The organism is Candidatus Njordibacter sp. Uisw_056 (assembly GCF_047730085.1).
Lineage (GTDB): Bacteria > Pseudomonadota > Gammaproteobacteria > Pseudomonadales > Balneatricaceae > Njordibacter.
Map to the genome: position 1 here is coordinate 366,803 of NZ_CP159830.1, position 14,838 is coordinate 381,640.

Genomic DNA, 14,838 nt, shown 5'->3' on the forward strand with positions numbered 1-14,838 from the left:
TAACCAGTTATTTTAGAGCGCTTGCCTAACCTCATGGAAAAGACATACAACCCTACCGCCATCGAACAGCAATGGTACCAGCAATGGGAAGACAACAACTACTTTGCCCCTTCCGGTGAAGGTACACCCTATAGCATTGTTATTCCACCTCCCAATGTTACGGGTAGTTTGCATATGGGACATGCTTTTCAAGATACTATTATGGATGCCCTAACGCGGTATAAGCGTATGCAAGGGCATGATACGTTATGGCAAGTGGGTACTGACCACGCTGGCATTGCGACACAAATGTTAGTAGAGCGCAAAATCCAAGCTGAGGAAGGTAAAACACGACATGATTTAGGTCGAGATAAATTTTTAGAAAAAGTATGGGACTGGAAAGCAGAGTCAGGTGGCACTATTACTCGCCAGTTACGTCGCATGGGCGCAAGCGTAGACTGGAGTCGTGAACGTTTCACCATGGATGAGGGCTTTTATACGGCGGTGCAAGAGGCCTTTGTTCGCTTGTACGATGATGGCTTAATTTATCGGGGTAAACGATTAGTTAACTGGGACCCAAAATTACACACCGCAATTTCCGATTTAGAAGTTATTTCTACGGATGAAAAGGGCCATATGTGGCACCTGCGTTACCCCTTAGCGGCGGGCGCCACCACTGCGGATGGTAAAGATTATTTAGTTGTTGCTACCACCCGCCCAGAGACTATGCTGGGCGATGCTGCGGTTGCAGTTCACCCTAAAGATGAGCGTTACCAGCACCTTATTGGCCAGTTTATAGCCTTGCCGTTAGTGGACCGTTTGATTCCTGTAATCGCTGATGATTATGTGGATATGGACTTTGGCACGGGCTGCGTAAAAATAACCCCAGCCCACGACTTTAACGACTATGCCATGGGCCAGCGTCATGATTTGGGCATGATTAACGTGCTAGACCACGATGCGGCCATTGTGCAAATACCCCAAGTGTATACAACTGCCGGTAAAGTAGTCTTAGAGCATGATGAAACCATTCCTTCAGCTTATCGTGGTTTAGACCGTTATCTGGCACGAGATCAAATTGTTGCAGACCTTGATGCAGCAGGTTTGCTAGAAGAAGTTGAAGATCATGGCCTAAAGGTGCCCCGTGGAGATCGTTCAGGCCTTGTTATTGAACCCTTGTTAACAGATCAGTGGTTTGTCAGCACCAAGCCTTTAGCCGAGCCCGCAATTGCAGCGGTAGAAGACGGTCGCATTGAATTTGTGCCTAAGCAATGGGAAAACACCTACTTTTCCTGGATGCGGGACATCCAAGACTGGTGTATCTCACGTCAACTTTGGTGGGGGCACAGAATTCCTGCATGGTACGATGATGAAGGTAGTTTTTATGTCGGCCGCAGTGAGGAAGAGGTTCGTAACAAACATAATTTAGGTGATATCAATCTTAAGCAAGATGAAGATGTGCTGGATACTTGGTTCTCCTCTGGTCTGTGGACCTTTGGCACTTTAGGTTGGCCCAACTCTACTGAAGCCTTGGCTAAGTATCACCCAACCGATGTGTTGGTAACTGGCTTTGATATTATTTTCTTTTGGGTAGCGCGCATGATCATGATGACTATGCACCTAACCAAAGACGAGACTGGTGAAGCCGAAGTACCTTTTAAAACTGTCTATGTACACGGTTTAGTGAGGGATCAAGATGGTGAGAAAATGTCTAAATCTAAGGGCAATGTGATCGATCCATTGGACCTAATTGACGGCATTGATCTAGAGACTTTATTAGAGAAACGCACGGGCAACATGATGCAGCCACAGTTGGCTAAGAAGATAGAAAAGCAAACCTTAAAACATTTTCCTGACGGCATTGCCTCTTATGGCACTGATGCTCTGCGTTTTACTTTGTGCTCATTAGCGTCAACTGGTCGAGACATTAAGTTTGATTTGGGCCGTATTGAAGGTAACCGCAACTTTTGCAATAAGATTTGGAACGCTACTAACTATGTTTTGATGAACTGTGAAGAGCAAGACTGTGGCCAAGCAGGTGGTGAAGCTGAGCTGAGTCTTGCAGATCGCTGGATTCTATCAAGGTTGCAAAAAGCGCAACTAAAAGTGGTTGAATCTATGGGGGTGTATCGTTTTGATCACGCTGCAGAGGCTCTATACCACTTTATCTGGAGCGAATACTGCGATTGGTACCTAGAGCTATCTAAGCCTGTGCTATGGGACGATAATGCAACTCAAGCTCAGTTAAGGGGTACTCGGCGTACTTTAGTTGGTGTTTTAGAGGCGGTGTTGCGTTTAGCCCACCCCTTGATGCCATATATTACTGAAGAGATTTGGCAGAAACTTAAAGTTCTTGCAGGTGTAGAGGGCGAGAGTATTATGCTTCAGCCATACCCAGTTGCTGACGAAAGCAAAATTGATGAAATGGCTGAGGCCGATTTAAATTGGGTGCGTGGCATTATTGATGGTGTGCGTAATATCCGTGGTGAAATGAATATCTCCCCCGGTAAACCTGTTCCTGTGCTGTTAAAACAAGGTGATGCTGCAGACCAGAAGCGACTTACTACTAACAGTCAGTTTCTCATCAAGCTGGCTAAGTTGGAGTCTATTACGTGGCTAGATGGGGCTGCTGAAGCGCCTTTAAGTGCAACAGCTCTGGTAGGCGCGCTGGAAGTGTTAGTGCCTATGGCAGGACTCATTGATAAAGATGCAGAGCTTGCGCGGCTAAATAAAGAACTGGGTAGGTTGCAAGGAGAAATCAAACGGCTTGGTGGTAAGTTAGGAAACGCCAAGTTTGTTGATAAAGCCCCTGCGCAAGTGATTGAAAAAGAGCGAGCCAAGTTAAGCGATGCTCAAACTTCCGCTACTACATTGCAGCAACAAGTGGCAAAAATTGAAGCTATTTAAGGCTTTTGAGCACGAGCTCTACGATTGGCTTGAGCAGAATCGCTAGTGTGCCCGCTTAAGCAAAGGGCGGTTCAGTTTGACATCTCGCTTAATCTAATGCTAGACTGTGCACCGCACTAGCTTTAGAGTGAAGTGTGAAGATCCAGACCGTAATTTGCGCACTAACAGATAATATCTGTTTGATAAACCGCGCAGATGAAGGCGGTTTGTCAAATTAATTTAGTAGCAAAGAGTAAGAATATGAGCAAAGGTACAGTGAAGTGGTTTAACGCCGATAAAGGTTTCGGTTTCATCACTCCAGAAGATGGCGGAAAAGATTTATTCGTACATCACTCTGAAATCCGCAATGGCGGCGGTTACGCCACTTTGAACGACGGCCAAGCCGTAGAATTCGAAGTTGGCCAAGGCCAAAAAGGCCCTTGTGCCAACAATGTTGTTCCTTCTTAATTCGTTAAGAAAATAACATTACAGAAAACGCCGCTTTTAGCGGCGTTTTTTTGTCTGTAAAAAAGTTGATGTCACTCATACTCTTGGGGTAAACGTTCTGTTTTAATAATATGAAACACTTTCTTGGTGCCAAAAAATCAGTAGCCCATTGGGCCTCATATCTAGTGCAGCAGGGTAATGTTGATGCACACCATAGTGTGCAAATAGGCATTCGAGGCAATACACGCACCGAAGACTGGTTAAAACCTAGCTATGAACATGGCCATGACGTGATCACTATGGGCCGTTACAAACAAATAGGTGCCTAGCAAAGTATCGATATTATCTGTGAACGTATTGGTGACAGGCCGGTTTATATTACCTTCGACTTAGATTGCTTAGACCCTTCTATAGCACCAGGAGTCTCTAATATAGAGGCGGGTTGTCAAGGCTTTATGATGGGCCAAGTTATGCAATTATTGCAGGCAACACGGGGTATGAATATTATTGGTGGGGAGGTGGTGTGTTTAATGCCCACCAAAGACAGCCCTCATCAAATTACTGCCATGGTTGCTATAGCTATTATGTTTGAAATGATTAGTTTAATCTCAGACAGACATCATTCAAGTTAGAGTTTGTGGTACTGCATAGTTCGGCCCAGCTCGTTATATTTGGCATAGTGATCTCTAGCTGTTTGTAACATTTCTGTTTCTTGTACTACAAGTTCAATAATGCGATCAAATTTTTCAGGCGCTAACGCTTGGCTTAGGTTAATGCATATTTCATGGTGATGAGGCTGGGCTGCAGCTGGTGTTGAGGTGTGACCCAGAACCACAATCGCTTGGGCTTCTTCGTGTGCGCAAATGTGAGGAATGAAAGAATCAGGTTTAAAGGCCCAAATGTACTGATTTAGGTGCAGAGCCTCCGCTTCATCGCGGCAAATAATATAGACCTGCTGTCCAACCCCAAGGCACTTTTCTAACAGCCGACACAGCAGCGGATAGCGGCTGGCCGGATCATTAGATTTAAGCTGGTAGAAATCTGCTCTACTCACAACTATACCTGATTAACTAAGTGCTGAACTAGCAGCGGCACACAGCGTCCTGTGGCGCCTTTTTTGGCGCCTGAAACCCAAGCAGTGCCAGCTATATCTAAATGCGCCCATGTGTAGCTTTCGGTAAAGCGTGACAAGAAACACGCCGCTGTAATAGTGCCTGCAGCACGACCACCGATATTTCCTAGGTCTGCAAAATTGCTGTCTAACTGTTCCTGATACTCTTCACCCATCGGTAATTGCCAAACACTATCAAAAGCTTGGTTACCTGCCTTCATTAAGCCTTTGGCAAATTGGTCATCATTACTCAATACTGCACTTGTATGGTGGCCTAGAGCCATGATGCAAGCGCCTGTAAGGGTGGCAACATCAACCACAGTTTTAGGGTTAAAGCGTTCAGCATAAGTTAAAGCATCACATAAAACGAGACGGCCTTCAGCGTCTGTATTAAGCACTTCCACAGTTTTGCCAGACATTGTGGTGTAGATATCTCCGGGCTTAGACGCTGTACTTGAGGGCATGTTTTCTGCACTGGCCACAATAGCTACTACGTTGGCTTTGAGACCCATATTGATAATTGCTTGCATGGCACCCATAACACTTGCTGCGCCACACATGTCGTACTTCATCTCATCCATCGCTGCACCTGGCTTAATACTGATGCCACCGGAATCAAAGGTAATACCTTTACCAACTAACACGTGAGGTTGAGTGCCTTCTTCCCCACCTTGGTAATTGATTACGATTAGTTTTGAGGGCTCAGCGCTACCCTTGCCCACTGACAGTAGGGAATGCATGCCTAGGCTTTCCATTTCTGCCTCTTCCAGCACTTGGGTTATAACTTTGTCTGAACCTGCTGCTAATTTGTGACCTTGCTCTGCCAAGAAACTAGGAGTACATACATTACCAGGAAGATTGCCTAGGTCGCGACACAAGTCCATTGCTTGAGCGGTGGCTGTCGATTGGTCTAGCTGAGCTTGTGAACTCGTTTGAGCCAATAAAACCATGTTTGGGATAGGCACAATGTTTTTGTTATTAGTTTTAAATTGATCAAAACGATAACAGGCCTGAACTAAGGCCTCAACGCTAAGGCGCACTTTACTGTTAAGGTCTAAGCTTTTTGTGTCTGCAGTGGTTAGTTGGTTCAGTACACTATGGCCTGGGTTACTGCTTATTTGTGACCATGCCGCTTGCACTAACTGGCGGTACTTTCTACCACTGAGTTGCTCTGGTGTTCCGGTGCCGATGACTAAAATACGGTCTGGACCAGGGCCTGCATTAAGGAATAATTGGCTGCTTTTGAACTTACTTGATAAATCGCCACTAGCGATGGCATGGGAAATGGCACCACTTAGTAAGTTGTCAGCAGCCTTGAGGCTGTCGGTAGTTAAGGTGCTAATGCCTCCGGTTAAATCAGCCAAAGGCAAAATAACGCTAGACGCAGTATCAAGTTGAGAGGCGTCCTGTTGTAAAGAAAATTCCATGGTGTCTCCTGACAATGTTACAAATGAATAGCCTTTTGAAGTTCAAGGCGTTAACCAAAATTTTACGCCAAATTGGGCTTTGTCTCTAGGGATGTATGGCGTTAATGTGGCTAAAATCTTTGTTTTGTCGAAAATCTGATACACTTAGTGATATTGTTAGCACTAGTAAGCTATTAGTCTGTTAAGAAGTTAGTTAATTGTCCTTAATTACCCGCTACATCAACAAAGAAGTGATGATCACTGCGTTAGCAGTGAGTCTGGTATTGCTGCTAATTATATCCAGCAGTCGCTTTGCTCATTACCTAAGTAAAGCGGTCACGGGCGAGCTTGACGCTGAAGCTGTGGTAGAAATTATTTTTAATTTGTTACCGGCATATTTAAGCACACTACTCCCCTTGGGTGGCTTTTTGGGAGTGTTGCTCACCTTAGGAAAGCTAAGCGTCGATAACGAACTTACAGTGCTATTTGCTAATGGTGTTAGCCAGCGTCAATTAGTTCAAATTGTTTTGGTGCCGCTATCAATATTAGCAGTACTGGTTGCCATTTTAAGCCTTTGGCTTGCTCCACAGGCGTCGCGTAACGTTGAGGAAATTCTGTATCAACAGTCCCACACCTCAGAATTTGAAAGTATAGTTCCTGGCCGCTTCCAAGGTAATATTGAACGCCAGGTTATTTATGCTGAATCCATGAGTGACGATCGTCAGCAGTTACTTAATGTGTTTGTGTTTAATAGGCCTATGGCAACTGCACCGCCAGTTTTAATAAAGGCAACTTCAGCCCGGCAAGTCTTTAATGAAACCTATCAAGCGCGTTATTTGCTGCTTAAAGAAGGATCAAGAACAGAAGGCCAGCCAGGGAGATTGGATTATACGGTAACTAAATTTGACGAATTGGCAGTACGCTTGTTTACTCAAGAGTTACAAATAAACATCACCCGTGGTTTTACTCTTCCTACGCTAATGCTTTTTGGTTCTGCTAACCCAGACCATAAGGCCCAGCTTTATTGGCGTATTTCACTACCTTTGATGACCCTTATTGTGAGTTTTGTGGCGATTGCTTTAGGCCAAATTAATCCTCGCAAAGGACGCTTTGCTAGGCTACTGCCAGCAATTCTTATTTATTTGGTATATTTGTCGGTGTTAATGAGTTTGCGTGATGACATGACCAGAGCAGTAGTTAATGCGGACATTAAAATATGGTTGTTACATATTACGTTCTTGATATCAGGATTATTTTTATTATTTGGGCGGCAGTGGTATAGACAGCTGGTTAGGAGAGGTAAGGTTAATGCGCCTACTTGATCTATATATTGCACGTCATATATGGGCTGCAGTGGCCATTGTATTACTCATCATTCTAGGGTTAGATTTACTGACTGTTCTGGGCAGTGAATTAGACGCACTAAACAAAGGAGCAAGCTTTAAACAGGTGCTCAGTTATATTGCGTTAACTGTGCCTAGAAGGGTCTATGAATTTATGCCTCTCACCGTTCTAGTAGGTTGTTTAGTAGGCTTGGGCGCGTTAGCTAATAATAGTGAGCTTACAGTGATGCGTGCAGCAGGTATTTCTTTGCGGCGTATTGTTTGGTCTGTCATGCAGGCTGTTTCCGTATTTGTGATTGCAGCCGCTATATTAGGGGAGTTTGTTGCCCCAGTTAGCCAGCAAATGGCAGAGGTTAAACAGTCTCAGTATAAGGGAGTAGAGTCCACCAAGGGCTTTTGGTTGCGTGAAGGTAATGATTATATCTTTGTGCGATCTGTAAGGTCTGATGGCGTGCTGCAGGGGGTCTCTCGTTACCGTTTTGCTGACCAAAATTGGCAGCAAACCTTGATGGCTGAAAAAGGCGTTTATGAAGACCAGCAGTGGACCTTAAAGCAGTTACAAAAAGTGTGGGTAGAAAACCAAGAGGTGATCCAGCAAGGGCAAAAAACCATGCTTTGGCCTGTTTCTTTAAAGCCAAACCTGCTGTCTATTTTGAGTATGGATCCACAGCACTTAGCGATTGATGATCTAGTGCAATATAGTGCGTATTTAAACCAAAGTGGGTTAGAAGCCGCTCCTTACGAATTAGCCTTCTGGAAAAAAATACTACAACCGCTGGCAACATTGGCATTAGTTTTTGTAGCTATTTCCTTTGTGTTTGGTTCTACCCGATCTGTGACATTAGGCCAAAGAGTGTTGGTGGGTGTTTTAGTGGGGTTGGCATTTAATTATGCTCAGGAAGTATTGGGCCCAGCCAGCAGTGTGTTTGGCTTCACCCCTCTTCTGGCCTACCTAATACCCATCCTAGCATGTGTTGCTGGAGGTGCCTGGCTTTTGCGTAAAGCAGGCTAATTCTAATGTTTGGGCAGCTGCACCACACGACTGTTAGACCAGCGGTCATGCCAGCCCAATTTGTTACTATCAAATATGATCCACCAATAACCTAAGCCGAATGCAAGGGCGGAAAATAGTGCGCCCATAAAGCGTAATAAAGCTTGTCTAGCGCTTAACGGCTGGCCCTGATCGGACTCTATGCGTAAACGCCATGCAAGCATGCCCAAGGTTTGCCCAGACCGAGTCCAAAATAAAGCGAAGAATAAAAAAGTCACAAGAAACACAGTGCTATTAAATAATGGGCCAGATACCGCTTCACCATCATTAAAAGCGATAAATACGTAACCAACAAGCATCCACACGGCCATAATTAACAAGCTATCGTACATCATAGCCAACAGGCGTTTTACTAAGCTGGCATTAGGGTAGTTGTGAGCTTTAAAGCGACGGTTACTCACGTTACTGAGCCTTGCCTGGAACATCATATTTCGTAGCCTGTGTGAAACGTCCAGTTTGCACCGGCAGCACACAAATGGCGCTAATTATATTGCCAAGGAATAATATAAAGTGTTGAGTCATGGGTTAAATCGATGATTTTAATTGAATACGATGATAGCACAAACCAGTGCCGTTTCCAGACAGATTAAGGTGTTTAATAGGCAGTGTCTGATACCTTAGGTAAGCCGCTAAAAATGTTTTATGGCTAGTGGTTTCTTTTTAAATGAGAAGTAAATACTATTAATGACCGATGGTCAGTTAGGTATCATTTTATTTCGCCGCAAGCCTAAGTATTCAATGGCCAACAACAAATAATGAACACGGACTATATATGCTAAAAACCCATGTTAATCGATGTAGTTGGCCCACTAATGATGAGCAGTATTTAACCTACCATGATCAAGAGTGGGGCCGTGTGGTGCATGATGATAGGCGCCTATTTGAGCAGCTTGTGTTGGAAGGTGCCCAAGCAGGGTTGTCGTGGCTTACAATTCTTAAACGCCGGCACCATTACAAACGTGTTTTTTGTCAATATGATGTGGTTAGGTTGGCAGCATTCACAGAATATGACGTTGCTCAAGCGCTGCAAGATAAAGGCATTATCCGCAACCGCTTGAAAGTTCAAAGCGTGGTAAACAATGCTGAAAAATTCATTAAGATTCAACAAGACTTTGGTAGCTTCGATGCTTATATTTGGGGGTTTGTTGGCGGCGTAACTAGGGTTAATCAATTTGAACACAATGACAATGTTCCTGCCCAAACTGACCTTTCTGTGCTCATTGCTAAAGACCTAAAAAAACGTGGCTTTAAGTTTGTTGGGCCTATTGGGATGTATGCCTACATGCAGTCCATTGGTATGGTTAATGACCATTTGAAAAGTTGTTTTTGCCATGCAGAATGTTGTTAGCTGCAGGCAAGAAGTTCTGTTGTTTAGCGCCATTAGGCAAAAGCTTGATGGCAGCTTTGCTGCTAGCACCAACTGAGCATATGCTATATTGCAGCATGGCTTTAAAGGCCATTGGGGCCCCATATTTGAAGAAGCCAAGCTAATACAAGATGCAGGCTTTGTAATACACCGTTGTTAATTATGCAGTGCGGGAAAGGTATTGCGGCGTCTGTGAATAAATAGTGTGCAGTGGGTTTATGACGTTGCCTGTGGCGTCAAAGAGCTGCAGTTTGAGGCCCCCTTAGGACTTGCTCGCTTTGACACAAAAAACCCAACGAGTTTAAGCGTCGGGTAATGGAGTTGTTTAATTAGTCCATACTGCAGCGTGTAATTTAAAAGCGTGAGTTAATGCTTAGGCTAAAGCCAGAAGAAGTCGCTTTAGTACTCGTCTTACCTAAGCTAGTAACTGTTGAGATATACCCTAGGTTTAGTACTAAAGCATCCATAATAGGCAAGCTAAAATCAACACCAAATTCTAAGTCATCCCAAAGGTTCGAACTGCTAGTACCCGCTTTGAGTGCTAAGTGTGAAGCGGCACCTAGGCTAATATGGTGAATAGCACCAAGCATATATAATGTTTCACTATTGTCGGCTACAGACACCTTATTAGCGCTGAAATAGGTAGACGTATTGGCGTCCATGCGGTAACGCATACCTATATTTGTGTAGCTGATATTGCTAGAAGAATTTACTGTGGCTGTGCGGTATCCCAGCATGAGTCCCAACTGTTCACTAATTGCTAGGTTACTGCCAATGTTTGTCCCAGTTCCTCCCGTGGTGTAGCGGGTGCTGTTAACGTAGGTGGCTCCGCTGGTGTTCGTGAAGCCGACGTGAGCTTGATTGCTCGCTGCAAGGCTTGTGATGGGTGTAGCTAAACAAACAGCCATACTTACGATAGTTAATACGTGGCTTAATTTTCTCATGAATTTATTTTCCTTAATTATTCAGACAAACGTAACGCTTACGTTATTATGAGGCCGAAGTTTATTTTGTGCAATCCACCTTGCTGTATTAGTTTGGTTCATGTTTCGGGCGAAAGCTTCAACCAAGCACCGAGTAAAGGCTAGTACTATAGTAATATTGTTGAAATTGATTCATGGAAGCTTACCTTATGAACTTATCCAGTGCCCTATTTACCAGCCGTGTATCTTATGCCTCAGTTTACCAAGCTGCTTCGGTGGCAGCCTTATGTTGCCCTGCCTGCGGTTTTCCACAAGAAGATAATCGCCAGGTTTTACAACCGTGTAAGCATCTAGTGTGTGTATATGACCAAGAAGCTCATCAGTTTACCTTTAAAAGTGATGACTTTAAGCAGCGTTTAGCTGCGTCAAAGACCTCTTTTAGTGATGAGTTAGATGGCCACATATTATCTAAGTTGGGTTATAGTGATGAGATGTTAGCGTTAGATTTAACTAGGGCTGGCTGCTGGAGACGAGAGCTCTTCGCTTTCGATTTTGGTATTAGCTAATATTCTTATTAGAGGACTGACCCTAGAGTCTATAGCTGCACCCGGGGCCTACAATGGCAGCGGCCGCTCTATGGTATTTTAGTAGCAGATATTTCTCTTTAAAGTGGGTTCTAAAAATGGAGCAGGAAAAACATAAAATCATCAGCATTAACGCTCAAGACGAAGTTGGTGTGGTTTTAAAGGTTCACCTTTGGCCTGCTAATGACGCGGGTGGGTGGGTGCATATTATGCACGGTGTAAGTGAACATGGCGCTAGGTACGAGCAATTAGCAAAAGCGCTTAATGCTGCTGGCTACCACGTTAGTGCCGGTGATTACCGTGGACATGGCTTAACTTGCGCTAGTGCGCAAGGATTAGGTCACCCTGCAGATCATGATGGCTGGAATAAAATCATTGCTGACCAGATGACTATTATTTCGCACTTGCAGGACCAGTGGGATCAGCCATTAACCCTCTATGGCCATAGCATGGGTACTTTTGTGGCAACGCGTGTGGCCCAGCGATACGCTAGAAAGTTGAAACCTATACTGCAAAGTTTAGTATTATCTGCTGGCAGTTATAGACCCCCTTGGCTGTATCGCATGGGTTTGGTCCCCATTCTATTTGAGCTTTGGCGCAAAGGCCCTTTGGCCCATAGTAAATTATTAGACTGGTTAACCTTTGGTTACTTTAATAACGCCTTTAAACCTGTTCGTACGCCTAAAGATTGGATCAGCTCTGATCATGCAGTAGTTGATGCTTATATCGCAGACCCCTTTGCAGGACATCCTATCAGCAATCAATTTTGGTTTGATTGGATGCATGGCCTAGCTGAGGTTCATGAACCAGAATCTATGGCTCAAATTGATTCTGAGTTACCTATTTATTTATTTTCAGGAGGCCAAGACCCTGTGGGTAAGCAAGGAGAATATGTAGTTTCTTTGCAAAAAGCCTTGAAGCGAGCTGGGTCTATAGACGTCACTTATAAACTCTATGCCAACGGTCGTCATGAAATGATTAATGAGCCTGAAAAAGAGCAAGTTTTTGATGACCTGTTAGTGTGGTTGCGCAAAAGAAGCCAGGCTATAATAAATCAAAGAGTAAGGATTATTTAGGGTAAGGATATGACATTAGCAACTTGGTTTTCTCTTCTGGCTATCTGCTGCTTAGGGGCCATGTCTCCTGGGCCGAGTTTAGCAGTGGTGTTAAGACATACCATCAGTAATGGCCGTGCCCATGGGATGGTAACAGCGATAAGCCATGCAGCAGGCGTTGCTATTTGGGCTTTACTTACAGTTTGGGGGCTTGCGGTATTGGTGGTGGAATGGCCTCTGGTGTATCAGCTACTTACTTATGCCGGGGCTCTGTATTTAATGTGGATGGGTATTAAAGCGCTAAGGTCCAAGGGTGCTGGACCAATGCAAGTTGAGCCTGTTAAGGCACCTATTAGCGAAGCGGCCAGAGACGGATTGATGGTGTCGCTATTGAACCCAAAGCTTGCATTTTTCTTTATTGCGCTTTTTTCACAATTTGTTTCTGCCGAGTTGGTTTTGGCAGACAAACTTATTATGATGGGAACGGCATCAGTGATTGATGCCGGTTGGTATATTATCGTGGCACTGGCTTTATCTCACTCACAAGTGCTTGAAAAACTGCAGTCAAAATCGGCCACTATCGACAAAATTAGTGGCGTTATATTGCTGGGTTTAGCCATGCGGGTGCTTACTTTATAACGAGGCGATGGGCTGCAGCCAGTTATCGGCAGGGTAATGACACTCCTCGTCTACTAAATGTAAGGTAAAGGCTTGGCGAGAGCGGTTAGAGGTGTTGGCGGCACTGTAGTGGGGTAGTTGGCCGTGCAGGATGATGAGTGTACCCGCAGGTACCTCTAATAATTTTAATGGTTGATCTGGCCATGGTTTATCGTCTAAAGGTTCAAATTCAGTACCCCCATTTTTTAATAACTTAAAGCGTTGCTTTAAGGCAATTTTGTGACCTCCCGGCAACCCCTGTAAACAGCCATTTTCGATGGTAGCATCTTCTAATGCAAGCCAAAATCCAATACAACTTTTAGGTTCTGTATACAAAAATGTAGAGTCTTGATGCAGGCCTACTTCCCCGCCAATACTGGGCTGCTTAAAGATGTGCATAGACTGAATAGCACGGGGCTTTTTGATGCCCAGTTCACGGCCCACTGCAACAAAATCTAACTCTTCAACCATGGCTTTATACACTGGATCTAACTGGTGTTGGGCATGGCCTATCTTGTTGATGGATTGGTGTTTGGACACAGTAAATTGGCCATCACTATCAATCGCTTTCTCTTCAAAGAAAAACCTAATAGCACTGCCTGATTCTAAAAAGTAATCATCGCTGGAGCGTTCTTGTTCATCAGTTGTGAAGATGGAACGTTTTTTTGGTGGTTCAAATGCCTCAATGAGGTCTGCTGCTCGCTGCATTAACACTTGGCGCTGGGCAGGTGATATAAAATCGTTAATAACAAGGTAACCTTGTTGGTCGTAATCTTTGAGTTGTTCAGAGGTAAGCATAGTATATGTCCTAAAATCAAAGACTGACTTTTGCATAAAACAGCGAAATATACAAAACCTTTATCCAATCTTCTTTACCAAAAGGGAAATTAAAGAACTTGTAGTATATAGTTACTTATGTAACTATATGGCGAATTATTAATTTATTGGAACTGTTAATGAATGATTTATTTGCTAACCCTGCAGGCTTATGTGGTTTTGAGTTTGTTGAATTTGCTTCGCCAAAAGCAGGTGTTTTAGAGCCTATTTTTGAAATGATGGGGTTCAGTCATGTCGCTAACCACCGTTCTAAAATGGTAAGCCTCTATCGTCAGGGGGGCATCAACTTTATTATTAACAGTGAATCTAATAGTTTGGCGGCATTTTTTGCCGAAGAACATGGGCCTTCAGCGTGTGGTATGGCTTTTAGAGTAACCAATGCTAAAGCATCCTATGAGCATGCTTTGTCTTTAGGCGCACAGCCAATTGATATTCCCGTAGGGCCGATGGAGCTGCGCTTACCGGCGATTAAGGGCATTGGTGGCGCGCCAATATACTTGATCGATCGCTTTAAGGAAGGTGATTCAATTTACGACATCGATTTTGAGTTTATTGAAGGAGTGGATCGTAATCCAAAAGGCTGTGGTTTTTTCGAAATTGATCACTTAACTCATAACGTATACCGCGGTCGTATGCAGCATTGGGGCGATTTCTACGAAAGGCTTTTTGGCTTTAGGGAGTTGCGGTATTTTGATATAAAAGGCGAATATACGGGCCTTACTTCTCGCGCCATGTCGGCACCGGATGGCAAGATCCGCATCCCTTTAAATGAGGAAGCTGCCGGTGGCTCAGGTCAGATTGAAGAGTTTTTAATGGAATTTAATGGTGAAGGAATTCAACATATAGCCTTAATTTGTGATGACCTTTTGGTCTGCTGGGACAGACTTAAAGCCAAGGGTGTGCCGTTTATGACTGCACCTAGGAACTCTTATTACGAAATGTTAGAGGGGCGTTTACCGGGCCATGGTGAACCTACACCAGAATTACAAACCCGGGGCATCCTGCTAGATGGCAGCACTGGCGATGGTGAGCCTAAGTTACTTCTACAAATATTTTCACAAAAGGTTCTTGGGCCAGTGTTTTTTGAATTTATTCAACGTAAACAGGACGATGGCTTTGGTGAAGGTAACTTCCAAGCATTGTTTGAGTCTATAGAACGTGAGCAGATGCACCACGGTGTAATCTAAGCTCTT

At 44.1% G+C, this 14,838-nt stretch carries 16 protein-coding genes; 11 read left to right on the forward strand and 5 right to left on the reverse strand.

Annotation, left to right across the window (positions count from 1 at the left end):
• Nucleotides 1–33: 33 nt before the first annotated feature.
• From ABXT60_RS01805 to ABXT60_RS01820, 4 genes are all read left to right on the forward strand, one after another.
• The gene (locus ABXT60_RS01805; protein WP_443631076.1) at nucleotides 34–2,886 is read left to right on the forward strand and encodes a valine--tRNA ligase; all 2,853 of its coding nucleotides are present in this window, start codon (nucleotides 34–36) and stop codon (nucleotides 2,884–2,886) included.
• A 240-nt stretch (nucleotides 2,887–3,126) separates the two neighbouring features.
• Complete coding sequence (locus ABXT60_RS01810) at nucleotides 3,127–3,333, forward strand: cold-shock protein (protein WP_046484454.1); 207 nt, start codon at nucleotides 3,127–3,129, stop codon at nucleotides 3,331–3,333.
• 110 nt (nucleotides 3,334–3,443) lie between these two features.
• Nucleotides 3,444–3,641, forward strand: coding sequence for a hypothetical protein (locus ABXT60_RS01815; protein WP_443631077.1), 198 nt, complete (start codon nucleotides 3,444–3,446; stop codon nucleotides 3,639–3,641).
• Between the two features lie 15 nt (nucleotides 3,642–3,656).
• On the forward strand, nucleotides 3,657–3,944 hold the full coding sequence (locus ABXT60_RS01820; RefSeq protein WP_443632058.1) for an arginase family protein: 288 nt from the start codon (nucleotides 3,657–3,659) through the stop codon (nucleotides 3,942–3,944).
• Here ABXT60_RS01820 and ABXT60_RS01825 read toward each other — a convergent pair.
• On the reverse strand, nucleotides 3,941–4,366 hold the full coding sequence (locus tag ABXT60_RS01825) for a DNA polymerase III subunit chi (RefSeq protein WP_443631078.1): 426 nt from the start codon (nucleotides 4,364–4,366) through the stop codon (nucleotides 3,941–3,943). The two genes, ABXT60_RS01820 and ABXT60_RS01825, sit on opposite strands and share 4 nt — an antisense overlap.
• Nucleotides 4,367–4,368: 2 nt before the next feature.
• Nucleotides 4,369–5,850 carry a leucyl aminopeptidase gene (locus tag ABXT60_RS01830; protein ID WP_443631079.1) on the reverse strand — a complete coding sequence of 494 codons (1,482 nt, stop codon included), beginning with the start codon at nucleotides 5,848–5,850 and terminating at the stop codon, nucleotides 4,369–4,371.
• A 197-nt stretch (nucleotides 5,851–6,047) separates the two neighbouring features.
• Here ABXT60_RS01830 and lptF point away from each other — a divergent pair, with 197 nt between their 5' ends.
• Nucleotides 6,048–7,151 carry an LPS export ABC transporter permease LptF gene (gene lptF, locus ABXT60_RS01835; protein ID WP_443631080.1) on the forward strand — a complete coding sequence of 368 codons (1,104 nt, stop codon included), beginning with the start codon at nucleotides 6,048–6,050 and terminating at the stop codon, nucleotides 7,149–7,151.
• Complete coding sequence (gene lptG, locus ABXT60_RS01840) at nucleotides 7,138–8,184, forward strand: LPS export ABC transporter permease LptG (protein ID WP_443631081.1); 1,047 nt, start codon at nucleotides 7,138–7,140, stop codon at nucleotides 8,182–8,184. Before lptF ends, lptG begins: the two co-directional genes overlap by 14 nt.
• A 2-nt stretch (nucleotides 8,185–8,186) precedes the next feature.
• Here the strand turns inward: lptG and ABXT60_RS01845 are convergent, their stop codons facing one another.
• Entirely contained in the window at nucleotides 8,187–8,624 is a 438-nt protein-coding gene (locus ABXT60_RS01845) for an RDD family protein (RefSeq protein ID WP_443631082.1), read from the reverse strand.
• 371 nt (nucleotides 8,625–8,995) lie between these two features.
• Here ABXT60_RS01845 and ABXT60_RS01850 point away from each other — a divergent pair, with 371 nt between their 5' ends.
• Entirely contained in the window at nucleotides 8,996–9,571 is a 576-nt protein-coding gene (locus ABXT60_RS01850; RefSeq protein WP_443631083.1) for a DNA-3-methyladenine glycosylase I, read from the forward strand.
• Between the two features lie 371 nt (nucleotides 9,572–9,942).
• Here the strand turns inward: ABXT60_RS01850 and ABXT60_RS01855 are convergent, their stop codons facing one another.
• Nucleotides 9,943–10,533 (reverse strand): hypothetical protein, encoded by a 591-nt coding sequence (locus ABXT60_RS01855; RefSeq protein WP_443631084.1) that lies wholly within the window; start codon nucleotides 10,531–10,533, stop codon nucleotides 9,943–9,945.
• 188 nt (nucleotides 10,534–10,721) lie between these two features.
• Here ABXT60_RS01855 and ABXT60_RS01860 point away from each other — a divergent pair, with 188 nt between their 5' ends.
• The 3 genes from ABXT60_RS01860 (at nucleotide 10,722) to ABXT60_RS01870 (ending at nucleotide 12,790) form a co-directional block, all read left to right on the forward strand.
• The gene (locus ABXT60_RS01860) at nucleotides 10,722–11,078 is read left to right on the forward strand and encodes a hypothetical protein (RefSeq protein WP_443631085.1); all 357 of its coding nucleotides are present in this window, start codon (nucleotides 10,722–10,724) and stop codon (nucleotides 11,076–11,078) included.
• Nucleotides 11,079–11,194: 116 nt separating this feature from the next.
• Nucleotides 11,195–12,172: an alpha/beta fold hydrolase gene (locus ABXT60_RS01865; RefSeq protein ID WP_443631086.1), complete on the forward strand. Its 978-nt coding sequence runs from the start codon at nucleotides 11,195–11,197 to the stop codon at nucleotides 12,170–12,172.
• Nucleotides 12,173–12,181: 9 nt separating this feature from the next.
• Nucleotides 12,182–12,790: a LysE family translocator gene (locus ABXT60_RS01870; protein WP_443631087.1), complete on the forward strand. Its 609-nt coding sequence runs from the start codon at nucleotides 12,182–12,184 to the stop codon at nucleotides 12,788–12,790.
• On the opposite strand, the gene ABXT60_RS01875 is transcribed toward ABXT60_RS01870, so the two are convergent.
• Complete coding sequence (locus ABXT60_RS01875; RefSeq protein ID WP_443631088.1) at nucleotides 12,785–13,606, reverse strand: phytanoyl-CoA dioxygenase family protein; 822 nt, start codon at nucleotides 13,604–13,606, stop codon at nucleotides 12,785–12,787. The genes ABXT60_RS01870 and ABXT60_RS01875 overlap by 6 nt on opposite strands.
• Before the next feature lie 158 nt (nucleotides 13,607–13,764).
• On the opposite strand from ABXT60_RS01875, the gene hppD reads away from it, so the two are divergent.
• Nucleotides 13,765–14,832 (forward strand): 4-hydroxyphenylpyruvate dioxygenase, encoded by a 1,068-nt coding sequence (gene hppD, locus ABXT60_RS01880; protein WP_443631089.1) that lies wholly within the window; start codon nucleotides 13,765–13,767, stop codon nucleotides 14,830–14,832.
• Nucleotides 14,833–14,838: the final 6 nt, after the last annotated feature.